The organism is Nitrosomonas marina (assembly GCF_900111605.1).
Taxonomy (GTDB): Bacteria; Pseudomonadota; Gammaproteobacteria; order Burkholderiales; family Nitrosomonadaceae; genus Nitrosomonas; species Nitrosomonas marina_A.
In genome coordinates, this window is the sequence record NZ_FOIA01000001.1 from 1 (window position 1) to 25,212 (window position 25,212).

General features: G+C 43.1%; 22 protein-coding genes. 7 read left to right on the forward strand and 15 right to left on the reverse strand.

Going from position 1 to position 25,212, the window contains the following annotated elements:
* Positions 1-161 precede the first annotated feature (161 nt).
* The 6 genes from BMY62_RS00005 to BMY62_RS00030 all read left to right on the forward strand — a co-directional run bounded on the left by BMY62_RS00005 (position 162) and on the right by BMY62_RS00030 (position 7,493).
* Entirely contained in the window at positions 162-1,697 is a 1,536-nt protein-coding gene (locus BMY62_RS00005; protein WP_090654778.1) for a TIGR03016 family PEP-CTERM system-associated outer membrane protein, read from the forward strand.
* A 12-nt stretch (positions 1,698-1,709) separates the two neighbouring features.
* Positions 1,710-2,723 (forward strand): XrtA/PEP-CTERM system-associated ATPase, encoded by a 1,014-nt coding sequence (locus tag BMY62_RS00010; protein WP_090654781.1) that lies wholly within the window; start codon positions 1,710-1,712, stop codon positions 2,721-2,723.
* Positions 2,724-2,726: 3 nt separating this feature from the next.
* A complete protein-coding gene (locus tag BMY62_RS00015; protein WP_256207359.1) occupies positions 2,727-3,581 on the forward strand; it encodes an XrtA system polysaccharide deacetylase in 855 nt (284 codons plus the stop codon).
* Positions 3,582-3,597: 16 nt separating this feature from the next.
* On the forward strand, positions 3,598-4,668 hold the full coding sequence (locus tag BMY62_RS00020; protein ID WP_090654784.1) for a FemAB family XrtA/PEP-CTERM system-associated protein: 1,071 nt from the start codon (positions 3,598-3,600) through the stop codon (positions 4,666-4,668).
* A 40-nt stretch (positions 4,669-4,708) separates the two neighbouring features.
* The gene (gene xrtA / locus BMY62_RS00025) at positions 4,709-6,268 is read left to right on the forward strand and encodes an exosortase A (RefSeq protein WP_090654787.1); all 1,560 of its coding nucleotides are present in this window, start codon (positions 4,709-4,711) and stop codon (positions 6,266-6,268) included.
* A gap of 85 nt (positions 6,269-6,353) precedes the next feature.
* A complete protein-coding gene (locus BMY62_RS00030; protein WP_090654789.1) occupies positions 6,354-7,493 on the forward strand; it encodes a TIGR03088 family PEP-CTERM/XrtA system glycosyltransferase in 1,140 nt (379 codons plus the stop codon).
* Between the two features lie 126 nt (positions 7,494-7,619).
* Here the strand turns inward: BMY62_RS00030 and BMY62_RS00035 are convergent, their stop codons facing one another.
* From BMY62_RS00035 to BMY62_RS16430, 15 genes are all read right to left on the reverse strand, one after another.
* Positions 7,620-7,931 (reverse strand): DUF4389 domain-containing protein, encoded by a 312-nt coding sequence (locus BMY62_RS00035; RefSeq protein WP_256207360.1) that lies wholly within the window; start codon positions 7,929-7,931, stop codon positions 7,620-7,622.
* A 54-nt stretch (positions 7,932-7,985) separates the two neighbouring features.
* A complete protein-coding gene (locus BMY62_RS00040) occupies positions 7,986-8,450 on the reverse strand; it encodes a methyltransferase family protein (RefSeq protein ID WP_090654791.1) in 465 nt (154 codons plus the stop codon).
* A gap of 12 nt (positions 8,451-8,462) precedes the next feature.
* The gene (locus BMY62_RS00045) at positions 8,463-8,987 is read right to left on the reverse strand and encodes an NlpC/P60 family protein (RefSeq protein ID WP_256207361.1); all 525 of its coding nucleotides are present in this window, start codon (positions 8,985-8,987) and stop codon (positions 8,463-8,465) included.
* Positions 8,988-9,164: 177 nt separating this feature from the next.
* Positions 9,165-10,871 (reverse strand): methyl-accepting chemotaxis protein, encoded by a 1,707-nt coding sequence (locus BMY62_RS00050; RefSeq protein ID WP_090654794.1) that lies wholly within the window; start codon positions 10,869-10,871, stop codon positions 9,165-9,167.
* Positions 10,872-10,993: 122 nt separating this feature from the next.
* Entirely contained in the window at positions 10,994-12,073 is a 1,080-nt protein-coding gene (locus BMY62_RS00055) for a protein-glutamate methylesterase/protein-glutamine glutaminase (RefSeq protein ID WP_090654797.1), read from the reverse strand.
* A gap of 34 nt (positions 12,074-12,107) precedes the next feature.
* On the reverse strand, positions 12,108-12,755 hold the full coding sequence (cheD, locus tag BMY62_RS00060; protein ID WP_090654800.1) for a chemoreceptor glutamine deamidase CheD: 648 nt from the start codon (positions 12,753-12,755) through the stop codon (positions 12,108-12,110).
* Positions 12,752-13,678: a CheR family methyltransferase gene (locus BMY62_RS00065; RefSeq protein WP_090654803.1), complete on the reverse strand. Its 927-nt coding sequence runs from the start codon at positions 13,676-13,678 to the stop codon at positions 12,752-12,754. Before BMY62_RS00065 ends, cheD begins: the two co-directional genes overlap by 4 nt.
* A gap of 146 nt (positions 13,679-13,824) precedes the next feature.
* Positions 13,825-15,549 (reverse strand): methyl-accepting chemotaxis protein, encoded by a 1,725-nt coding sequence (locus BMY62_RS00070; protein ID WP_090654806.1) that lies wholly within the window; start codon positions 15,547-15,549, stop codon positions 13,825-13,827.
* Positions 15,550-15,583: 34 nt separating this feature from the next.
* The gene (locus tag BMY62_RS00075) at positions 15,584-16,093 is read right to left on the reverse strand and encodes a chemotaxis protein CheW (protein ID WP_090654808.1); all 510 of its coding nucleotides are present in this window, start codon (positions 16,091-16,093) and stop codon (positions 15,584-15,586) included.
* 58 nt (positions 16,094-16,151) lie between these two features.
* Entirely contained in the window at positions 16,152-18,356 is a 2,205-nt protein-coding gene (gene cheA / locus BMY62_RS00080; RefSeq protein ID WP_090654811.1) for a chemotaxis protein CheA, read from the reverse strand.
* 365 nt (positions 18,357-18,721) lie between these two features.
* On the reverse strand, positions 18,722-19,087 hold the full coding sequence (locus BMY62_RS00085) for a response regulator (protein ID WP_090654814.1): 366 nt from the start codon (positions 19,085-19,087) through the stop codon (positions 18,722-18,724).
* Positions 19,088-19,159: 72 nt separating this feature from the next.
* Entirely contained in the window at positions 19,160-19,735 is a 576-nt protein-coding gene (locus BMY62_RS00090; RefSeq protein ID WP_090654817.1) for a hypothetical protein, read from the reverse strand.
* Positions 19,736-19,777: 42 nt separating this feature from the next.
* A complete protein-coding gene (locus tag BMY62_RS00095; RefSeq protein WP_090654820.1) occupies positions 19,778-21,022 on the reverse strand; it encodes an EAL and HDOD domain-containing protein in 1,245 nt (414 codons plus the stop codon).
* A gap of 721 nt (positions 21,023-21,743) precedes the next feature.
* Complete coding sequence (locus BMY62_RS00105; protein ID WP_090654826.1) at positions 21,744-23,813, reverse strand: NAD(+) synthase; 2,070 nt, start codon at positions 23,811-23,813, stop codon at positions 21,744-21,746.
* A 296-nt stretch (positions 23,814-24,109) separates the two neighbouring features.
* Positions 24,110-24,241 (reverse strand): hypothetical protein, encoded by a 132-nt coding sequence (locus BMY62_RS16430; RefSeq protein WP_256207362.1) that lies wholly within the window; start codon positions 24,239-24,241, stop codon positions 24,110-24,112.
* Between the two features lie 290 nt (positions 24,242-24,531).
* Here BMY62_RS16430 and BMY62_RS00110 point away from each other — a divergent pair, with 290 nt between their 5' ends.
* Positions 24,532-24,984: a PEGA domain-containing protein gene (locus BMY62_RS00110; RefSeq protein ID WP_218142905.1), complete on the forward strand. Its 453-nt coding sequence runs from the start codon at positions 24,532-24,534 to the stop codon at positions 24,982-24,984.
* The last annotated feature ends 228 nt before the right edge of the window (positions 24,985-25,212 follow it).

The window sequence follows — 25,212 nt, forward strand, 5'->3', positions numbered from 1 at the left end:
TTATCAAACCAGATCAAGTTTAAAAATGCCAATTCTGCGATGACCTTAGCTGGTCAGGATTATGTGCGCCTGATTAGCGGTTTCTTTCACGTTAACATAAGCCTGATTTATAACAAGGTCAGAACGTTCGCCAGCGGCGAATACTATGGGTATTATTACTCATGAATTTTATAACTAAACAGAATAACAATTGTCTGTTTAATAATTTTAGCGTTGCTTGCGTTCTTTTTCTGTTGGTTTATGCGCAAACTGCGGTTGGAAAACTGGAGTTCAGCCCGACTTTGACTGTCAGTGAAACCTATACTGACAACGTACGATTGGGTGGTGGTCTGATTGCAGGCGGTGCGGGCGGTATCGGGTTTGGCGGAGCCGGAGCAAGTGGGGGCGACTTCATTACGCAGATCAATCCGGGTATGCTGGTGACTGGTGAAGGGCGTCGGTATGAAGTCAACGCACAATACGTCATGAACAATCTCATTTTTGCCAAAAATAATGAGTTGACGCAAATCAGGCATATGCTTAATGCGAACGCGACAACTGAAGTGCTGAAGGATTTGTTTTTTATTGATGGCGATGCCAGAATATTACAACAAAATGTCAGTCTGCTGGCACCACAGACGGCGAACAACGTTTTTGCAACAGGAAATCGCGCTAATCTTGAAATTTACAGTGTCAGCCCATATCTTCGACATCGTTTCCAGAGTTTTGCTACTGCCGAAGCGCGCTATACCCGGGGATTTGTAAAGTCTGGATTCAACGGATTTATCAACAGCCAAAGAGACAGTTATCAGTTTTTATTGAACAGCGGTAGCGCTTTCAGGAAACTTGGCTGGGGATTCAATTACAACAACAATCGTATTCATCTGGATCGTGCCAATACTACAATTGAACTTGAAAGTTACATAGGGAACCTCCGTTATAATCTTACGCGACGATTCGCTTTGACTGCTACCGGCGGTTATGAACGAAACAGCTTCATTTCAATTCGGGGAAAACCAAGCAGTCCGACCTGGACAGCAGGTTTTGTCTGGGCGCCCAATAAAAGGACGGATTTGCAATTTAGTGCAGGACAGCGATTTTTTGGTGACACTTACTCAGCTACAGTTAATTACCGAACCCGGCTGTCTACCTGGCAAATTATATATATTGAGGATATTACAACGCTTAACCAGCAAGCAGGCCAGTTTGGTGCGCTGGGTGCCTTGAATGTTGGTAGTATCGATGCACAGAACCTGTTGCTAGGTTTAAGCAATTTTCTGACAAACCGTGTTTTCCTGCAAAGACGCTTTAATGCATCGGTAACCTTAAACGGAACCAGAAATGATTTGACATTGAATGTATTTCAATTAAAGCGAAAGCCTTATACTGCCGAAGAGCTTGATGAAGATTTGCTTGGCTTCCCTCTGTTTTTTAATGATACGCGACAATTAGGTGGAAATGTTGCTTGGCGTTACAGGCTATCGCCACGGACAAATTTCAATATGAACTTTAGTTTTGTTAGATTCGACTTTTTGTCAGTAAATAGTACAAATGATAATCTGTTTTTTACAGCGAATGTGACCAGGGATTTTTTTCCAGATTTGATCGGGATGCTGCAATATCAGCGCATAGATCGCCTTTCGAATATTCAGTCTGGCAATCAGGATCTTGATTTGTCAGCCAATGCCGTTACTGTTTCATTAACCAAGAATTTCTAGTGGAATCGAGCAATGTATGAATCGTTTTATGGATTAAGCGCCAAACCGTTTCAGTTAAAACCTGATCCCAGTTTTTTTTACGGCAGCAAGGGACATAAACGGGCAATGGCTTATCTGGAATACGGACTTTCGCAAGGAGAAGGGTTTATAGTCTTGACCGGCGAAGTTGGCGCAGGAAAAACCACGTTGATGCGCAATTTATTCCGAAGACTCGAATCAGATAGGATTGTTGCGGTTCAGATAGTAAACACGCATATCGATTCCAATGATATTTTGACGTTGGTAGCTGCTGCTTTTGGTTTGCCCTATGCTAAAACGAGCAAGGCTGCTCTGCTGCTCGAGATTGAACAGTTTCTGCAACGCTGTGACCGGCAGGGAAAGCGGGTGCTGCTGGTTGTTGATGAAGCGCAGAACCTTACTTCTGAAACGCTTGAGGAACTGCGCATGTTATCCAATTTTCAGACAGACAATGCGCCGTTGTTGCAGACATTCTTGCTTGGCCAGCCCGAATTTAAGAAGACACTTTTGAATCAAAAGATGCAGCAGTTGAGGCAGAGGGTGATTGCCACGTATCACCTGGGTCCATTGGATGAGCAGGAAACCAAAGCATATATTGAGCATCGTTTAAAAACCGCTGGCTGGCAGAATGATCCTGCTATAGATGACGATGCTTTTCGATTAATCCATCTATCAACAGGCGGAATTCCACGAAAAATTAATTTGCTGTGCGACCGGATGTTTATGATGGGCTGTCTGGAAGAACTGCATCATTTTGGAGAAGATGCCGTTAAGGTAGTAGTCAATGATTTTCAGCAGGAGTTTGACTCGCCTGACGTTGAAGCCGAGACAAATATGACAAAACAGTCCGTGGCTGACGTGCAGGAGGATAGCTATCCGGCAAAAGCTGATCTCGAAAAGATGGAGAGCCGGTTAGTCAGAATGGAAAAATCTGTACTTTTTGTTCTTGATTTATTAAAGCAGAACCTGTCATTTGGTAATGTTAAAAATGATTTTAACAAAAGATAGATTATGAACCAGATTAATACCTGTACCTTAATAAAAAACGCGATGACCATTGATGTCGAGGATTATTTTCAAGTGTCTGCTTTTGAAAAACATATCCCAAGATCATCTTGGGATAGTATTCCGTGCAGAGTGGAACATAACATCGAAAAAATACTTGGTCTGCTGGATGAAAAACAAATCAAGGCAACTTTTTTTACCTTGGGGTGGATTGCTGAAAGATATCCACAAATGATTAAACGGATGTCTGAGAACGGTCATGAGATTGCCAGTCATGGATGGGGACATGCGCGCGTTACAGATTTAACACCTTCGGAATTCAAAGAAGATATCATTCGAAGCAAAGCGGTATTGGAGGAAATCAGCAGTCGGGCAGTAGTGGGTTATCGTGCTCCCAGTTTTTCTATTAACAGAAAAAATTTGTGGGCGCTCGATTGCCTTGCTGAAGCGGGATATCGATATAGCTCAAGTATTTATCCGGTACAACATGATCACTACGGTATGCCCGATGCACCGAGATTTGCATATTTCCCAAGGGGTGAGAGCGGGGTGCTTGAATTACCTGTGACAACTGTAAGATTATGGGGCAGGAACGTACCCGCTGGCGGTGGCGGATATTTCCGGCTGTGGCCATATACAGTTTCTAAATGGTTTATTAAAAGATTGAACGGTATCGAATCTCATGCTGCAATTTTTTACTTTCATCCGTGGGAAATTGATGTGGATCAGCCTCGCCAACAAGGCGTCGGGTTTAAAACCCGATTCAGACATTATCTAAATTTGCACCGCATGGAAAAGAGATTAAGAGCGCTGATTCACGATTTCCAATGGGACAGAGTGGATAAAATTTTTCTAAACTAACAAAATATTTCTATAAATGAGTGTGCTGGCAGAGGTGGCAGATACAGAAAATCCAAGTGTGCACGTAGCTGTTCATGAAATGCAGCCGGAAGATAGCGAACGCTGGGACCAGTTTGTATTGTCATGCCCAGAAGCGACTTTCTTTCACAGAGCAGGCTGGAAAAATGTGATCGAGCGAGCGTTTAATCACAAAACATGGTTCTTGTATGCCGAATGTAACGGCGAGATACAGGGCGTGCTGCCGTTGGCTGAAATCAAAAGTTTTCTTTTCGGACATTTTTTGGGCTCACTGCCTTTTTGCGTTTATGGTGGTGTTGCTGCCTGTAGTGATACTGTAAGAGAAAGGCTTGAGCTGGCAGCTATCGAACTTGCCGATAAGTTAAAGGTTGACTACCTTGAGTTCCGTAATATGAAACCTGTACACCAGGACTGGCCTACCAAAGATTTATATGTCACTTTTCGAAAAACGCTTGATGCCGACATTGAGAAAAATCTTCTGGAGATACCGCGCAAGCAGCGCGCGATGGTAAGGAAAGGAATCAAATTTGGACTGAAAAGTGATATTGATGAAGATATCGAGCGCTTTTTCTTTGCATATTCAAGCAGTGTGCACCGGTTGGGTACACCTGTATTTTCAAAGAAATACTTTCAGTTACTGAAACAAACATTTGCACAAGACTGTGAGCTTATGACCATTCATAAAAACGGCGTTACCCTAAGTAGCGTGATGAGTTTTTATTTCCGGAATGAAGTGTTGCCCTATTATGGCGGCGGAACAGTAGAGGCCAGAAATTGGGCTGCGAGCGATTTCATGTACTGGGAACTAATGCGGCGTAGCTGTGAAAATGGTTATAAAACTTTCGATTTTGGGCGAAGTAAACGTGATACCGGATCTTATAGTTTTAAAAAGAACTGGGGATTCGAAGCGCAACCGCTTCATTATGAATACAAGCTAATTAAAGCGTCTCACATCCCTAATCATAGTCCTTCAAATCCGAAATATAAATATTTTATTCAGACCTGGCAGAAATTGCCGCGTTCTGTCGCCAATTGGATTGGTCCGTTCATCGTTAAAAGTTTGGGCTGACTTTGCACGCGAAAATACTAAATTGCTAGAGTGAAACCGGATGAATACTGTTTTTGTATCAGAAAATTCAAATCGCAATTCGATTCATTTTGCCATTCTGATGACAGTAATGGCTATTGCCGGGATTCTGATCATATATTATCAGACCATCTGGTCCATGGTGGAAACCTGGTATAGGTCGGACACTTATGCACATGGGTTTCTGATACTGCCATTTGTAATCTATATGGTATGGACCAAGCGACACAGCATTGTCACTCTCAATCAGCAGCCCAGCCCTGTTGCCTTATTTTGTTTATTTGTTCTGGGTGCGTTCTGGCTGATTGCAGAATTGGCAAGCGTCCAGGTAGTGATGCAATACGCAGTTGTGGCCATGTTGCCTATAGTGGTTGCTGCCATTCTGGGCTACAGAATAATGCTTGTGCTGGCATTTCCTCTGGCTTATCTGTTTTTCGCAGTGCCATTCGGGGACATGCTGATCCCGCCGTTGATTAATTTTACAGCGGATTTCACCGTGAGTGCTTTGCAGTTGAGTGGCATACCGGTTTACCGTGAAGGCACGTTTTTTTCTCTACCAACTGGAAATTGGTCTGTAGTTGAGGCCTGCAGCGGATTGCGATACCTAATTGCATCGGTTACGCTGGGCGCGCTATATGCTTATCTAACCTATTACAGCCTGATCAAGCGTATTATTTTTATCGCGTTTTCGATACTGGTGCCAATTATCGCGAATGGCATACGCGCGTATTTAATTGTTATGACCGGGCATTTGAGCAATATGCAGTTGGCTGTGGGTGTGGATCATTTGATATATGGCTGGGTTTTTTTCGGTTTAGTCATGTTAATACTTTTTTGGGTTGGGTCTTTATGGCGCGAAGACAATACAACTGCAAATACTATTCAAAGTAATGGCAATCGTAGAGCCAAAGAGCAAACTTCGGATGTCTCAGCCAGGAAAACCATTTTGTTTACCGGTTCAGTACTTGCTGTCGCATTAGTATGGCCGCTTTACGCAGCTTATCTCGATAATGATGAGGATTTTGTTCAACCGGAATTTAATTTCTCTTATTCAGAGAAAAAATGGCGCATGTTAGATGAACCGGTATCTGACTGGAATCCAGTTTACATTGGTTCTCCAGGAAAGTTCGAAGCGCATTTTTCCAACAATGAGCATAAGCAGGTCAGTTTGTTTATTACATACTATCAAAATCAGCGTCAGGGCAATGAGTTAATAAACTCGGGAAATGCGCTGGTATATGAAATGGATTCACCATGGAGGCAGATTAGTGAGAGCGAACAGTCGTCTATGATCAATTCGGAAAAAGTTACGTACCGCCAGGCACAGCTCAATTCACACGATTTGAATTTGTTGGTGTGGCGCTGGTATGTATTAGGTAATGATGAAACGGTTAGCTCATATAAGGCAAAACTATTGCTCGCTAGGAACAGATTGCTGACGGATAGTGATTTTGGCGCTGAAGTGATTATTGCGACACCTTTTGGATTGCAACCCGATGAGGCAATGCCGGTACTTCATCAGTTCCTTGAAGACATGCTGCCTGAGATTACAAACAGTTTGTACGCGGTGAGCGGACAATAATGTTTATTCATCTTAAATGGGGCGAGTCTGTTCAAAATTTGAGCGCGTCGTAGGGACTGGCGAATTTTGTAAACAAGAGGGTTTGATGCAAAGTACTCCTTTAATTGCTCATGTCATCCACCGTCTGGGCGTGGGCGGACTCGAGAATGGCCTGGTTAATCTGATTAATTCTATTCCCTCCAGCCGCTATCGCCACGCAATTATTTGTCTTGAGGGATATACCGATTTTCGAAATCGAATTACCCAAGATGACATTAAGATCATAGCACTGAATAAACGTCAGGGATATGATCTGAAATTATATCTGAAGCTCTTTTCTGTATTACGTGAATTGAAACCGGATATTATTCATACACGTAATCTGGCAGCGCTGGAAGCGCAATTGATTGCTGCTGTGGCACGAATCAAGAGGCGAGTCCATAGTGAGCATGGTCGCGACATAACCGACTTAAAAGGTGAGAATTTTAAATACAATATGTTGCGCAGGGTAATATATCCATTTGTAGGGCATTTCATTACGGTGAGTAAAGACCTGGAATCGTGGCTCACGTGTTTGCTAAATGTCTCGCCTGAACGTATCAGCCAGATTTATAATGGTGTTGATAACCGCCGTTTTTCACCAGGAATGGCAAACCATTGCCAGCAAGGACCGAAAGGTTTTTTTACAGATAACGCATTTATAATCGGCAGCGTGGGAAGAATGGAGGCTGTCAAGGATTATCCAAATCTGGTGCGTGCTTTTTTACTTATTCTGAAAAATAATCCTGAAGCTCGTAAAAGACTGCGCCTGATGATTGTTGGTGATGGCAGCACCCGGAATGAATGTCTTGACATAGTGCGGGAAGCCGGCATAGATAATTTTGTCTGGTTACCGGGAGAACGCTCTGATATTCCGGAGCTTATGCGTATGATGGATTTGTTTGTTTTGCCATCTCTTGCAGAAGGTATATCAAATACAATCCTGGAGGCAATGTCTTGTGGATTACCTGTTGTTGCGACAAGAGTAGGCGGAAATACAGAATTGGTCGATGAGAAAAGTAACGGTAAACTGGTTGCATCCGGTAACACCACAGAGCTTGCAAGTGCGATTCTAGATTATTACATGACACCAGAGTTAGCCAGAGCGCAGGGTATATCAGCACGTCAAAAGATCGAATCAGAATTTAGTATGAAGGCAATGACAAACAATTATCTGGGTGTTTACGATCAGGTTATGTCGATGTAAACACGATACATTACATATCAGTGCGTATTGTGCTTGTCAATTCTGATTGCTTATAACCAGTGGTTCCAAATAATCACTGAAGCAAGGATACCCGAAAGAATACCTGCAAGTGTGTTCAGTAAATGGCTACTGATCAGCTAGATGATCCGAGGAATTAGTGTTAATTTGCTGAGTACCATTCGGCCACTTGCTGAAAGGAAAAGGGCGTTGTTCACTGTTAAATGACAGAAATTGAATGATTTGATAAATATAAGCACTCAGTCCATTCGAAAATTTGAGGATTTGTTCATTTGGTTTTTCTGTCATTAAAATCGTACCAAACTGGAATAGCATTACTCCTATAATAAGAAATTTTGAGATGCTGTAGATTACGGTAAAAAATAACATAAATAATCCACGGACCAGAATTTCATTTTTTTGTAGAGGCCTTTCAGTCACTTGTATGGTTGAACTCCATCAATAAAATAAATAATATTTGGCGAGTTTTGTAGTTTATAACCAGCGCCGTACGTTTCGTTTGTATATTTCGAACTGATCTCCAAAAATTTGGCTCAACAGTTTTTCCTCAAGCTCTATCTGAAACTGATCCATATAGAAAATAAAGCCTGCAATCAACAATAATGCGGGTATGTTGTTCAGGTACATGCCCCACCCAGCCAAAATAATGACAAATCCCAGATAAATTGGATTGCGACTGTATTGATACAGGCCGCTGCTAATTAAAATTGTGGCTAACTCCGGTTTTAACGGGTTTAACGTGGTTTTTTTTCGTATAAATGTAACAGCGCATAACACTATTACCAATAAGCCGATCGCTATCATCAGTAATGGAAACAGTATAGGCGGTTCCGATTCAAATAGGGAAACAGGAAACGAAATGGCAAGAAACCACATTGCAATCGCAAAAACAACCATTACCAGCGCCGGAGGAATCAATCTTATTCGCTGGTGCTTCATTTGTTATACAGCTTATACCCGGACTGATTTCCAGTATTTGGCTCTCCAGTAGACATTATCTAATCGAGAAATTGTAACCCCTTTCTTTTGAGAGACATGGAGAAATTTGTTTTTTTCTAAATAAATGCCGACATGCTTTGATGTCGGACCGGTGCGAAAAAATACCAGGTCTCCAGCATTTAATTCATGCTTTTGAATCACTTTCCCCATCTTTGACTGTTGACGCGTCGTTCTTGGCAGATGTATGTCCATTTTTGATTTGAATGTCAGGTAGACGAAGCCTGAACAATCAATGCCGTTTTTACTGATCCCTCCCAGTCTATAACGGACACCTTCCCATTCCTGGTGTTGGTGATACAGTTTATTAACAACTGATTTTATCGGAGATTGCTCTATAGATCTGGATTTGAGTTGATAATGGCTACCTGCCTGCTTTTCAGAAAGCGTACTACATCCTGAAGCTGTCATTATCAGTACGATGCAGGCACTAAAAATATATGAATTCTTCGCAAAGCGTTTTGTATTTTGATAGTACATAGCTTATGTTTTTTTAAACACAACATTTGCTATCTTACCAAAACAGATTGCAAAATCAACCTTGTCAGCGACAAATCATGGAGTTATACATGTTTCAATAATCAACGCTCTCGTCACGATTGAGAATAAATAACGCGCATATGCGCTCTTTTTTAAGCGGAGCGCATATCTATTCAATTAGCCTGTGGCACTGGTTTTGCGTCCATGGATGCGATGAATATTGGCCGGGCGTTTCCCGCTTCTCCTGTCGATGTTGTTTTGCGGGGATGTTTTCCATGCGAGTCTCGAATTGTTGCGACGGTCAAATTCTGTTTCATTGTGTTCGATAGCATCGAGTTTTAGTACTGCGATGGCCTGGGCAAGGTTATCGGTCTGTTCTTGCAATGATTTCGCCAATTTGGCAATTTCATGCCCTAAAGAAGTGTTCTGCTGAGTCACCGTATCCAGACTGATCAGCGCTTCGTTGATTTGTTCGATACCCGAATTCTGCTCATGCGATGCATTTGCTAAATCAGCCATAATTTCGGTTACTTTCTGGATTGAATTTACGACCTCGTTCATAGTTTGTCCAGCTTTGCCCACTAACTCTGTGCCGGTTTCAATCTGATTTACTGAGTTATTGATTAACGTTGCAATTTCCTTGGCTGCAGTTGCAGAGCGCTGAGCAAGCATGCGTACCTCAGAGGCCACAACTGCAAAACCGCGACCATGCTCACCTGCACGCGCTGCCTCAACACCTGCATTCAATGCCAGTATATTGGTTTGAAAAGCGATTTCATCAATGACGCTGATGATATTGACAACTTTTTTGGAGCTTTCATGGATTGAATTCATGGTATGTACGACGTCATTGACAATTTCACCGCCTTTTGAAGCAACTGTACGCGCCTGGATTCCAAGTCTGTTGACTTCTTGTACATTTTCGGTATTTTGTTTCACCGTTGAAGTCAGTTCCTCCATTGATGCCGCCGTTTTTTCAAGATTTGCTGATTGATTCAGCGTACGCCGGTTCAATTCATCATTTCCTTGAACTAGGCTTTCCGAACTTTGTGAGACGATATTAGTGCTGGAATAGACATTCAATACGATACGGCGCAGGTTCCTGCTCATAGTGCTCAATAATTCAAGCAATCGACCCAGTTCACCCTTTGAAGATGGATACTCTGTATGAGAAAAGTCGCCGGATGCTGCACGTGATATAGCGTTGGAAATATTCTCTAAAGGTTTAACAATGGAAACAATTGTATAGCAACTCAACAATACCGAAACCAAAAAAACACATCCCATAACGGTTAAAAATGCAGTCGGTTGTTGTGTTGCAAACCCATTCAATGCAGTTACTCCAGCCAATAGGAAGGCGAAAGTTGGAAACGCAAAAGCCAGTCCCAGTTTTACTTTCAATGATGGACTGGTCAGCTTGCTCAATATTTCTGCAAAGCCTTTTTTAACGGTTTTACCTTCTTTTAGAATAACCTTGCCGTCTTTTATTTGTTTATATAGCGTCTTGGCACTTTCAATTTGCTCGTCCGTTGGTTTGTTACGAATTGAAACATATCCTGTAATTTGATTCCCTTCACGTAGTGGGGTTACATTGGCTTCAACCCAGTAATAATCACCATTCTTGCATCTGTTTTTAACAATCGCTGTCCAGGGCTTGCCGGATTTGACGGTATTCCACAAATCTTTGAAAGCTTCTTCCGGCACATCTGGATGACGCACTATGTTATGCGGTTTTCCCAGTAATTCCTCGCGCGAGAATCCGCTGACCTGAACAAACGCATCATTGACGAAAGTGATCCGTCCCTTTACGTCAGTTTTGGATATTAATCCATCCAGCTCGCGAAAATCTTTCTCGACTGTTGTGATTGGCAGGTTTACACGCATAATTCATTTCCTCCATTAATATATAGATAGAGTACTAGCCTGGATAACTGATCTCAAAGTAATTTGATTTATAGTCCATTTGTTTAATCTGTATGCAAGCAAAATTTCGTTGTAACGTGTTTTCAGACGCGTACCGCTTGCGCACCGATATGAAAGGCTCGTGACAACACCTTTTTTGCCATATCAGATAATGGAATGATTTCATCAACGCCTCCAGCAGTCACCGCTTCTCTAGGCATACCATAGACCACACAACTGGCCTCGTCCTGCGCAAAATTGTAGGCTCCTGCTGCATGCATTGCTAACATGCCGGCTGCACCATCTTTGCCCATACCTGTCATAATCACCCCAATTGCATTTTTTCCTGCGACTTTTGCAGCGGAATGAAAAAGTACGTCAACTGAGGGGCGGTGTCGGTTGACTGGAGCATCCTGATTTAATTCGGTCATATAATTGGCACCACTTCGACGCAGCAAGAGATGGGAATGTCCGGGGGCGACAAAAGCATGGCCGGGTAAAACGCGTTCGCCGCCCTGTGCCTCAACCACTCTTATTCTGCACAGTTTGTTTAAGCGATCGGCGAAAGATTTTGTAAATAACTCTGGCATATGCTGCGCAATCAGTATGCCGGGACAATTAGACGGCAGCTGTATGAGAAAATCCTTCAGGGCCTCTGTTCCACCAGTTGATGCGCCAATAACAATCAGTTTCTCGGTTGAAGCTATATGATTTTTAGGTGTAGAAAGTGTCTGTGAAGATGCCGAGGTATTTGAGACCGATGCGGGAGTGAGTCGCTTAATGCGTGCATGCCTGGCAATACGCAATTTGGCGACTATTTGACTGGTATAATCTTGCAAGCCTGAGACAATATCTATTTTGGGCTTTGCAATAAAATCAACTGCGCCAAGCTCAAGGGCACGAAATGTAACTTCTGAACCTTTCTCGGTCAGTGTTGAAATCATTAGTACCGGCGTGGGCCTTAATCGCATTAATCTTTCCAGAAAATCAAGACCGTCCATTTTGGGCATTTCGACATCCAATGTTAATACATCCGGATTCATCTCACGAATCATTTCCCGTGCTATCAACGGATCGGGCGCGGCACCAATCACCTCCATATCTGCCTGACTGTTAATTATTTCAGTAAGCATTTTCCGCACGAGAGCGGAATCATCAATAATTAGGACTCTGATTTTGTTCATGATCTTTTAGATACATAAGAAAAGAAGTGCGCTATCACGAAAAAAGTTCGACTGTGCCGCCTGAATTTTTGGACTGACTAAGCTGATTTACCTGTGTAAAGTATCTCTTTTCGTTATCTGAAACGCTGTTGAACTGACCCTCTTTGAGTTTCTTGACCATCACTTTCCCAGTCTTGGGAAAGAAAAATACTTTTCTCGGATAAATATCGATCAAATCTTTCGCTGCTACACGAATATTCTCAGTGGCAAGAAACGCCAGAACAAAATCGGCGTTACGTTGACCTATATTTGAATTAGTCAGCTCCTTTAAAACATTGCCGCCGCCAAAAACTTTTGCTTCGAGATTCGTACGGCGTGCGCCTAATTTCAACAACTGATTAATCAGTATTTCCATAGCATAGGTACCATAACGGGCAGAAGCGCTTAATTGAGTGTTGGTATTCGAAGCGCCGGTATCAGGCAGCATAAAATGATTCATGCCGCCAATTCCGCTTCGAACATCCCGTATACATGCTGCAATGCATGACCCGAGTACCGTGACAAGTAGTTTGTCTCGATCTGTTACAAAATATTCGCCAGGTAGCAGCTTGACCGCTTGTGCTTTGAATTCGTTATCGAAGTAAAAATGAGTTGCTGCCTGCTTATCAGCCAATGTGATATTTTTGTTTTCGATTTCAATCATGCTGATTCCTGTGTTTTGGAAACATCATAGACGGTATTTGAACGCAGCCTGAAAAGATCCGATGCATGCTGGAGGCTTTCAGAATGACCGGCAAACAGCAATCCGCCCTCATCCAGCAACGGTGCAAATTTCTTCAGTATTTTGTATTGTGTCTTTTTATCAAAATAGATCATGACATTTCGACAGAATATAGCCTGAAAGCCGCCGCGCATATGCCAGTTTTCGTCAAGCAGGTTGATTCTCCTGAACGTGACCAGTTTACGGACATCATCCCGTATTTTTACAAGGCCTTCGTGACGCCCCTTGCCTTTATAGAAAAATTCTTTAAGCACGCTTTGTGGTAACTTATCAACACGATCAAGAGCGTAGATTCCTTCGCTGGCTTTTTGTAGTACTTGAGTATCGATGTCAGTAGCCAGAATATGAACCGGGGGTGTTAGCGTATTAAACGCTCTGATGGCTGTGATAGCCATAGAGTAGGGCTCTTCTCCAGTGGAGGATGCTGTGCACCAGAGATGGATTTTGTTCAGGTTTGCTCGATCGTGAAAATTCTTGCTAGGACTGGAAAAATCGTCTGCATCAGTTGAGCTGGATCTTTTACACGATTTCAGGTGTTGTTCCAGAATTGAGAAATGATGATTCTCACGAAAAAAAGATGTGAGATTTGTTGTCAGTGCATTAACAAATTCCTGCCATTCCAGGGAGTTTTTACTTTCCAGTAGTTTTAGATATTCTTTGAAACTTTTAAGACCATGAAACCGTAGCCGACGGGTCAGGCGGCTGTAAACCATATTTTGTTTGGAATCTGATAATGAAATACCGGCGTATTCATAAATCATTTTTTTGGTTTTTTCAAAATCTGCCTGCGTGAAAACATACTCACGGGATGCTTCTTCCTTTTTTTTTATTTCAACATCCCACATTTTGCCTTCGGTCCGGTTGAATGATGATTAATGAAAAATACAAACTGATGCAACACAAGGCTGTTGATCTGGCCAGAATGGTCGGGGTATGACAAGTGCTATCCGCGATCAAATGGCCAGATTAATAGTAAAATTACTCGAATCGGTTAAAATTCTTCCCAGTATTCATCATTACCGCCTGTTGCAACCTTTTTGGGTTTTGATGCAATTGAACCTGCGGTATTTTCTGCCTTCTTGTTTGCAGCGTTTTTATTAACTGTTGTACGATCTGGAAGTTGGGTTACATTTGCCGGTTTCTTGTTTCTGTTAACTGGTTTAATTACCATGCTCTCAGATAATCTGAACAACGAGATTGCTTTGGTCAGTTCTTCCGCCTGCTCTTTCATGGATTCTGCAGCAGCGGCAGCTTCTTCTACAAGCGCGGCGTTTTGCTGTGTCATGCCATCCATCTGTGTAACGGCCAGATTAATCTGTTCGATTCCGGAGCTCTGTTCCTGAGAAGCCGCAGAAATTTCAGTCATGATATCTGTTACACGTTTGACGGCATTGACAATTTCATCCATGGTTGTCCCAGCTTCATCAACCAATCGCGTGCCGTCTTCAACTTTGCTGACAGAATCACTGATCAGCTCTTTGATTTCTTTTGCTGCGGCAGCTGAACGTTGTGCCAGCGTACGTACTTCAGTCGCCACGACAGCAAAGCCGCGGCCCTGTTCCCCGGCACGTGCGGCTTCTACAGCGGCATTTAATGCGAGTATATTTGTCTGGAACGCTATGCCGTCAATGACGCTGATAATATCAACGATTTTTCTTGAGCTATTGTTGATTTCACTCATGGTCTGGACAACCTGACCGACAACCGATCCACCTTTAATTGCAACCTCTGATGCGCCGGATGCCAGTTGATTGGCCTGGTATGCGTTGTCTGCATTTTGTTTGACGGTAGAGGTCAATTCTTCCATGGAGGATGCGGTTTGTTCCAGACTCGATGCCTGTTCCTCGGTACGTTCACTTAAATTTGAATTGCCGGCAGATATCTCACCTGCAGCGACGAAAATAGAATCGGTACCAATACGTACTTTGCCGACCAGATCGACCAGGTTATCGTTCATTTGTTTTAATGCATGCATGAGACGACCTGTTTCGTTGGTTGAGTTGGCCTCTATGCGGCTGGTCAGATCTCCCGAAGCAACGGCATTGGCAACAGCAACTGCTTCGTTGATTGGTCCTACAATTGCGCGAATAAGCATCATGCCAATTACAATTGCCAAAATAACACCTGTAATTGCAGCGCAGCTAATGATAAAGAAGAGAGATTCAAAATTTTCTTGTGCTCTTGCATATTCTTCACTGGCGACTCTGCCTTGCAAATCGATTAAATCGAAAACGGTTTTGTGAAGAATGTCGAATTTCGGTCCAGCATCACTCATCGCATTAGTGCGGGCTGCCTCGAAATCACCGGCACTTGCCTGCCTGAGAGTAAGGTCACGCGAATCCACATAAGCTTTTTCATGTTGAATATATGATTCCGCAAGCGCTGCTTCTTCCGGTGTCAGCACCGTTTGCATATAAACGGACCATATCTTTCGGACCTCAGCATATCTATTGGCCGTATCGATTGTGCGTGCCTTTGCAATTTCCACATCATTCAGGTTGGCAGCAACCACTGCATTCATGCGCATGATCTGCCATTGGTCGTTCATTTTCGCCAGATCTACAGCCGGGATCGTACGGTCCTCATAGACGGTTTTTAATCCCTGGTTGGATTGATTGACGCCAAATAATCCAATACCGCCAACACTTATAAGCAGCAACGACAAGATGCTGATCATTATTATTAAGCGTGATTTAATTGTCATATTGCTAAACATCTGAATCTCCTGTATAAACTTTGTAAAGTACTGCCTAATTAAGTGTTTGTTCAATCAATCCTATGTCGTCGCTGGCCATCAGTTTTTCAATATCAACCAGAATTAGCATGCGTTCATCAACGGTTCCCAGTCCCATAATGTATTTTGTGTCAATGACTGAACCGAATTCGGGTGTTGACCGTACGTGATCCATATTGAGACTGATAACGTCAGAAACTCCGTCAACCACGATACCCATGACACGACCTGATACATTCAGAATAATTACGACCGTAAACTGGTCGTAGTCAGTGTTGCCCAATCGAAATTTGATTCGCATGTCGATAATGGGAACGATAATGCCGCGCAGGTTGACAACACCTTTTATGAAATCAGGTGAATTGGCTATTTGAGTAACGGCATCATAACCACGAATTTCTTGAACTTTCAGAATATCAATGCCATATTCTTCACTTCCCAGTCTAAAGGTCAGGAATTCATTGGTGTTTACTGTCGGCGCGTTGCCTGCTGTTTCGGGTTGGGTGAGTGTCTGTTGTTGTGACATACCGTCTTCCTCCTTTTTTAAGAATATTGGAATTTGTCTTCAGGGTTTTGAGTACCTGTCACGTGGATGCTTTTTGTGAAGCCATGACCAGGCCGGTGGTATCAAGAATCAGGGCAACTGTGCCATCACCCATGATTGTTGCTCCGGAAACACCCGTCACCCTGCGATAGTTCTTTTCAAGGCTCTTGATGACAACCTGATGCTGGCCAATCAGTGCATCTACGAACATGGCTGCCTTGTGTCCCTCTGCATCCAGAATGACAAGAATGCCGTCCTCGAGATTGGTTGAACTAGGTTTGATGTTAAAAACTTCATGGAGCGCGATTACCGGCAGGTAATCGCCGCGCACGTGGACGACACGACCTTTGCCTGCAACAGTTTTGATATCGGTATTTTTAATCTGGAGAGATTCGGTAATGTAGGTTAAGGGAACAATAAACATTTGGTCGCCGACAGCCACTGAAAGACCGTCCAGTATGGCCAGTGTCAGTGGTAAGCGAATCGTAATGCGTGTTCCAACGCCGAACACCGAATCAATCTCGATGCGCCCACCCATACTCTGAATGTTACGTTTGACAACATCCATGCCGACCCCGCGGCCGGAAACGTCAGTGACTTTCTCGGCTGTAGAAAAACCGGGTTCGAAAATGAGCATCCAGACCTCTTGATCCGACATGTTTTCATGGACTGGTATTCCGCGTTCCAGTGCTTTTGCGATGATTTTCTCACGGTTGAGCCCGGCGCCGTCGTCCCCGACTTCGATAACAATGCTGCCACCCTGGTGAAATGCCCGTAAGGTAATGGTTCCTTTGGCTATCTTTCCTGCTGCAACTCTTTTCTCAGGCGATTCAATGCCGTGATCAAGGCTGTTCCTTACCAGATGCGTCAGCGGGTCAGCGATTTTTTCAATTAATCCTTTGTCCAGCTCTGTACTTTCGCCAACCGTTTTCAGTTCAACCTTTTTGTCGAGTTTGGCGGCCAGATCACGTACCACTCGCGGGTAGCGGCTGAAGACAAAGCTGATTGGCATCATACGAATTGACATAACGGATTCCTGCAAATCGCGAGTATTACGCTCGAGCTGATTCATTCCGCTGTTCAGTTTTTCATAAAGGACCGGATCAACCTCGGAAGCTGTCTGTGCAAGCATGGCTTGCGTTATGACCAGTTCTCCGACCAGATTAATCATCTGGTCAACTTTTTCGATACTGACACGAATGGAAGACGACTCATTGACTGAAGTGCTTGATTTGGCCTGCTTATGGGCAAGACCGGAATTGGCTGGCTCAGTTAAGGGTTTTGGTGATTCGGGAGCCTTTGAACTCGTTTCGTCTGGTTTTGTATGATCTGATTCCTTGGGTGCAGCTGGAGCGTCCGGGAAAAATCCGTAGGGCTGGGCTGATTTTGACTCAGTGCTTTCGACGTTCTCTGGTTCTATTTCATAAGCATTTTCAGACGTTGGGCTGCTGGTCTGGTCTGGAACAGAGTAGTGCGCATCAACAGACTTTGACGGTACTGGGAGTGGCTGCTTCTCGATCGTTAATTGTGACGGATCAACGATAAATGCCAGGGCTTCCCAGATATCCTCTTCATCCAGACCGGTGGTAAGGCGTAATTTACATTGTTCTCCATCGATATGGGACAGCATTTCCAACTTGCCAAGCATATTTAAATTGGAAAGCAGGTTATCCATGGCTTTCTGACCGATACCGTCGGATGAAAACGCTATTTCATAATGATCGTCTTTGGTTCCAGACGCGGTACCAGAATCAGAAGAGTGTATTATATCAGTAGGTTCTGTTTCATTCAGTGTGTGCTTCGCCAGATCTGTTGGTGCTGTTGCTGTTTCAGTATCCACCCTGGCTGGTTCGGACGCCTGTTCAGAAAACCGCATCAATTCACTACGGACTATTGCATCTGCATCCCCATCGGCTGTTCCATCGCCTCTGTGAGCGGCCAATTGTCCTTTAATGACATCGCCTGCTTTAAGAAAAGTGTCAACCATTTCACTGTGAATTTCAATTTCACCCTTGCGTAGCTTGTCCAGTAGCGACTCCAGCATATGCGTCATCTCCGTCATGTCTGTAAATCCAAATGTGCCTGCCCCACCTTTGATAGAGTGTGCTGCACGAAAGATAGCGTTTAAGTCTTCTGGGTCCGGCGCGTTAATATCGAGCCCAAGCAAACGTGCTTCCATCTCTGCGAGTAATTCCGAGGATTCTTCAAAAAACACCTCATAAAATTGTTCAAGATCTGCACTCATTTCTTATCCTAAATTTTGAAACATCAATTGAATGAGAGAGCATGGTTTCATACCGTTTCATGTTGTAAATATGCTTGAGGCAATCGTCTGCAATTAATGCTGATCGAGTTTTTCTAGGTGCTGAGGACGTATAGCTGATACGATATTCTGGAAGCATCGATACGTTGTAACCAATCTACACAGTTTCATTCTATGAAAGCTCGATTTATTGTCTAAAACAGGTATCCCTGAAAAGACTGACCGGATTTGATAAAAATTTATAACTGAATTTTGTATTCATAATTTAAATTTTAAAAAAAGCATGATAGTGAATTCGATCCTGAAGCAAATTAATAATTAAACTGATAATTCAGCGTCTTTTCATTTTAATTTGTGACTTTTTTAATAACTTCCAGCAGACTTTCAGGGTTGAAAGGTTTGACAAGCCAGCCTGTTGCACCCGCTGCACGTCCTTTGGCTTTCATTTCATCATCGGATTCTGTCGTCAACATCAGAATCGGTATGTTTTTGTAGCTTGCAAGATTTCTTAATTTCTCCAGCAATTTGAGGCCATCCATACGGGGCATGTTGATGTCGGTAAGTACCAGGTTGAATGATTGCCGGTGTGCTTTTTCCAGTGCATCCTGACCGTCTACTGCTTCAGTAACCTGATACCCTGCGCCTTTAAGAGTGAATGTAACCATCTGGCGAATTGAGGCTGAATCATCCACAGTTAAAATCGTTTTTTCCATTTGCTTGCTCTCCTGCTATCGAACCAATAAATATAACGTGTTAAATAAAGATCAAAATCTTTATGTGAATGGCTAAAATAATTCTATTTCGCCTTTTTGCATTTCATGTTGTACAACGGGCTTGCTTGATTTGTTCGTCTTGGCGTGTTGTACCGCCATTGAAAGTTTGGTATTTGTCGTCTGATGCGATGTTGAATTCATTACGCTGCTACTCGTATGATCAATGTGCAGTAATGACGCATTCAGGTTCTCGATTTGTTTTGTCGTATGCGCTAGCAACTGAGAAACCAGATCGCCAAACTGCAAAGAAATCACTGCTGAATCCAGTTCATGTTCAATTTTGCTGGCGATTTCCATTTGTTTGCTTAACAGTTCCAGCACAGACGTGTTTTCTTTGGGGATTGATAATTTCTCAATCGCGACAACCATTTTATGGTGCGATTGGGAAAGTTCGTTGATGTACTTGAAATTGAACACGAGATTTGAGACGGCGTCGTTTACCAGCCGATCGATTTGATACAAGTCTTTTTTGATGGTTGAAAAATATTCATTGATTTCCTCTGTATAAATAGGATCGTGAGCGAGGCATTCAGCATCAGCTTTACTATGCAGGCGCTGCTCGTCATTCTGGTTTTCGTTTGTCGTCATGTTTTCCTCTCCGGAATCTTTCAGAATATTCGACTTCTACTGCTAGTTTGCAGCTTCTCCGATCCTGTTCACCCAGCCCAGAGCTGCAAGTTCCAGGTTGGTCAGTTCGTTGAGATTTAAGAAATCCAGTTCTTTCAGCAGGGATTGAATCGTCTTGACTTCACCCATTTCGTTTGCTTCAATTAATTGAAGCTCCAGGCCCAATCTGCCTTCGCGAATTAGCAGTGCCTGACTCATATCCTCGGGTATGCTCAATTTATCGATAATCTGCTGCATTTCGATGCCCAGTACTGTATCCAGTAAAGACAGAATGCCGACCATAAAGGCTCTTTCCTGATAATTTTTGTCATGTGGGCGTTCAACTGCAGCAATAAGCTCCATGAGCTTGCCCCGGGCCGCCGCAGTTCTTAGCAGCGCATTGTCCAAGCCTTCATTGTTTTTGGAATTTTCTGTGGTATATAACAGCAGTTGAATCCATCGTTGCAGCTGTTTGCGCCCCAGCAACATGATCGACTGTTTAATGGAATTGACTTTTTGTGGTATACCTACAGCTGCCGAATTGACCATACGCAGCAGGTTATAGCTCAATCCGGGTTCTCGTTTGAATTCTTTGTCAATTTCCTCCAGATCACTGTCGCTCATCACCAGTGTCAGTAAATTCAACAATGACAGTTTTGCCGGGTCGGCACGTTTTCCGGAAATGCTTTCAGGTTTGGCGTAGAAGTAGCCCTGAAACATTTCAAAACCGATGTGCATGCACTGGTTTGCTGTATCATGGCTTTCAACTTTCTCTGCAAGGAATAGAACCGGCCAGCGTTTCATTTGCTTGACAAGTTCGGTGAGTTCAATCTGACTCAGTCTTGAAACATCAATTTTTACTATATTGATCAGGGGAAGAATACGTTGAACATTTTCATTGACCGAAGTAACGCCTGTAAGCGCAAACTGATAGCCTGATTTTTTTAACTCGGTACAGTGTGCAATCAGTTCATCGTCAATTATTTCCGAACTGCTTATTTCAAGTACAACATGTTTTTGGGGTAACAGATTTATCAGGTCACTTCTGATCAAATCCCCGTTAATATTGATGAACCCGCGTTGCTGACCGAGTACATTCTGAATTCCCAGGTGGCCATATGCATTCACAATGACATTTGCAGTTGCCGAAAGTCCGTTTTCCGGGTTTGCTGAGTTTTCCAGTTCTTGCGACCTAAAAAACAACTCAAATGCAACCAGATCTTTGTTTCGATCCAGAATAGGTTGTTTGGCCAGATAAATATTTTCCATTCAGTTCTCCGCAATAACAGTCAGTTATATCAAGTGCAATTATTTGCTATTGATTATCGACTGCGGACGCTGATTCTTAAATTTATTCTTTTGGAATGGCCTTCTTATGCATTGCTGCGAATTGGGGGAATGGATATCTGTTTGAATGACCCAGAAGTGCAGGCCAGCAATTAAATGGGCAGAATTGCTCTTGCTGATATTGACCCATTCATTGGTAGATTGAAACGACTGGATTCATTTGTGCCGAATAATTAATACGTCAAAACAATCAACTGAGTCTGATTGCTATGTGGTTTTGTGTGTCTGGCTTGATGGTTTCGGTCTGCGCAATATGCGTGCTTCCGTGGAACTGTGTATTAACTGCAAGTACAAATTTCGCTTTTTTACGGTAATACGTTGGCACCAAAGAAACAATTAAATGGCAGAAATTCATTCTTTTTATGGACTCAAAAATTCGAAGCGAGGGCATAATGCGATTCAGCGTGAAATATGTAAACATCTTTAGAACACAATGTCTGAAACTGAAGATGTTTAATTGTACAATCTTGCTTGAAAATACTTCAGCATGAACATGCGATAAGCCGTACATATTTTTTTGCTGGAAAAAAGTTGTCATGACCGGGTCTGCTCGTTACAACATCTACAATTATCGCAGCGATGTACAGCGGGTCCAGACCAGCATGCTGTCAACGTAACATTATCACATGTTGAATGATTAAACTCATGATCTGATATCCGGTATGGATTTTATATTGTTGACCCATAAGGTAGCTTCGCTATCACTCGGGGCACGATAATCGCCTCGTGGCGAGAGCGAACCGCCCGAACCAACTTTTGGGGAATTTGGAATGCAGCTTCGCTTGAATTGATTTTCTTGAAAAAAACGATATGCGAACACCTGCAACCAATGTTTGATTTCACCAATGGTATACTGGTTTCTACCGTTCTCTGTCGGATCTGGCCAGTTTCCTCGGGTTCTGTCATGCCAGCTGCAGTAGGCAAGAAAAGCTATTTTAGTAGGAAGATAACCAAACCGGGTTGTGTAATACAAGTTGAAATCCTGTAATTCATAAGGACCGATGATCGCCTCTGTATGTTGTGCAGGGCGTCCATTTCTTGTTTCTCCGGGAAGAAGCTCTGGACTGATCCTTGTTTCCAGGATTGATAAAAGGATAGTGTTTATTTCCTGTCTGAACTGTTCAGTATCAATGATCCATCGAATAAGAAATTTAATCAGTGTCTTCGGTACACTGGCATTAATAGCATAATGTGACATCTGATCGCCGACGCCGTAAGTACACCAGCCCAGTGCCAGTTCACTTAGATCGGCAGTACCGAGCACCAACGCCTTGTGATAATTCGCAAAACGAAAAAGATATGATGTGCGTTCGCCCGCCTGCACATTTTCAAATGTTACGTCATATACCGGTTTGCCATGCATATAAGGGTGATTGAGAACCTGAAGCATTTTTTTACAGCCCGGTCGAATATCAATTTCATGTGCTGTACATCCCATGGCCAGCATAATGGCGTTAGCATTGGCAAGTGTGCGATCGCTGGTAGCAAATCCGGGCATTGTATAGGCCAAAATTTGTTTGCGCGGCAATTGTAGCGTATCCATGGCACGGGCCGCGACCATTAAAGCGAGAGCCGAATCCAATCCGCCTGAAACTCCAATAACAATCTTCTGGATACCTGTATGTTTGAGCCGTTTTACTAAACTCTGGGTCTGGATGTTGAAGATCTCGTTGCAGTGGTCATTTCGCGTTTTGGGGTCAGAAGGAATATAAGGAAAACGATCATATAACCTCTGGCAAAGCAATTGCTCTTTAACAGGCAGGTCAGTTTTGAACAATATTTCCCGGAACTGGTGAATATTATCTCGATAGAAATGCACGCTTTGGCTGAAACTGTTCTGGCGCATCCGTTCCTGTGTTAATCGATCCAGATCAACATCGGCAGATAATAACTGTGAGCCATTGTGGAATCTTCTGGACTCAGCAACAAGCGCGCCATTTTCGTAAATTATTGCATGCCCGTCCCACGCCAGGTCTGTGGTCGATTCTCCTGTCCCGGCCGAAGTATAAAGATACGCAGAAAGACAGCGCGCTGATTGATTGGCCACCAGACTATGACGATAATCGTATTTGCCAGTCGTAATATTGGAAGCAGACAAGTTAAGGAGTACAGTTGCACCTGCCAGGGCCGCATGTGATGAAGGCGGGATTGGTACCCACAGATCCTCGCAAATTTCCACGAAGAAACAAAAATTTGGTTTGTTATCTGCTCGGAATATAAGTGATGTGCCAAATGGAATGGCGCTTTGACCGCATAGTGATATTGTGTTCCGGTTAGCGGCAACAGCGGAAGCGAATTGTCGCAGTTCATAAAATTCCCGGTAATTGGGCAGAAATGTTTTCGGGACAACACCCATAATGCTGCCTTGACAAACAATTACCGCGCAATTGAAAAGAGAGGAATCAATTTGCAGCGGTAGTCCTATGATTGTCACCAGGTTGAGTGATTTTGAGGCCTCTAGTACTTTATGAAGTGCTTCAATCGCCCCAATGATTAAGGGCTGCTGATGGAATAGATCGTCGCATGAATATGCGGTTAATCCCAGTTCCGGAAAAAGAACAAGCGCTGCATGCCGGTCGACCGCCTGATGCATTAATGCAATTGTAGCTGCCGCGTTGAATTCGACATCTGCTACGCGAACTTCGGGTATACCAACAGCAACGCGCACAAAACCGTGGTTGTATAGGTTGAAAAATTCTCTATTTGTCTGCATTTGAAAAAGCCAGGGGGTGAAAATTAGTGCCAGTTCATCGCATTATGCATTAAATGACAACGATTCAGAACGCCTGATCCCTGTAATTGGCGCTGAAACTATCTTGTAATAACCGGGGTACGAACTGATTGACAGTTAGTCGCAGCACAATATCACAGCTCGTATATCCCATGGATTGCGCCATTTTTGCAATAAATCCGTTTATGAGCTTTTTTGGCGGATATGCCAGACCCGAATCAGCGCCTGATCATGGGTAGAAAACCGCCAGACAAATGACCAAACTATATCAACTTTTGTCATGGTATCAGGCTGTCATGTCGATGACTCATGCCAATCAGCTCCAGAGTGCCCGTTTTGTAACCTTGAGAATTGTCCGCCTGGTTTAGTCGACTAGCCGATCCTTGTGCATGATTTTCAATGATTGACACGAAAAAAATCTTCACCGGTTTCCGGCAGGTCTAGTGGAAACTTCAATGCCAGAAAATCACAGACATTATTTACACAAAATTAATATGAAATTATGAAGCATGGGGTTTCTGAAATTTTGATCAACTAGCTTTTATGAAGGTGTTTGTCGGCTAGTTTGGCCAGGCTGGTGCAACAACAGAGATTACCGTATTGTCGTTGTGGTTGAATGCTCTTTGGCGTGCGTGTAACCTGCTGATACTTTGGCGGTCTTGATCAGTCCAGAATGTTTTTTTATAAAAAGGATAATAAAATGAAAAAATCGATATTAGTAGCTTTTACCATTTCGTTTATGCTCTCGGGTTGCGCGACTATGTTTAATGGTTCTACGCAACAGGTAGCAATCAGAAGCAATCAACCGGATGCCGAGCTTTACGTAAATGAAGCGTTTGTTGGCAAGGGAAACACTGTTACTACGTTCAAGAAAAAAGAAGATTACATGATTACAGTACGCAAGGAAGGATGTAATTCTGTGACAGTACCTGCAACAAAATCATTTGATGCTACCACTTTACTTGGGGTTTTTATTGATTTTGGATTGATCACGATTCTTGCTATAGATGGTGCTGGTACAGGTGCGTGGAATAAGTTTGATCAGACTAGTTTTGTTGTAGATCCACAATGCCCTCAACCAAGCGCCTGGCTCATGCCATACAATCCAGCAATAAAATCAATGTCTTGGATTCTGCCGTACGATACGATTTGACATGTAAATAAATAGGCTGAGGTATAACAAATATCAGTATGTCAACGTGAGATTTTTAAGTAATTATTATCTCAACCGCGAAAAAAAATCGACCAAATAGATAGTTAACTATTAGACATGGCCATGCGTACACTGGAGATCGTGAGCGAAGTAAATACATCAAATGCTAAATATCGATACCAAGAAATGTTTTGCAGATGATTGTTCAATAGCATCATTAAGTTGTCA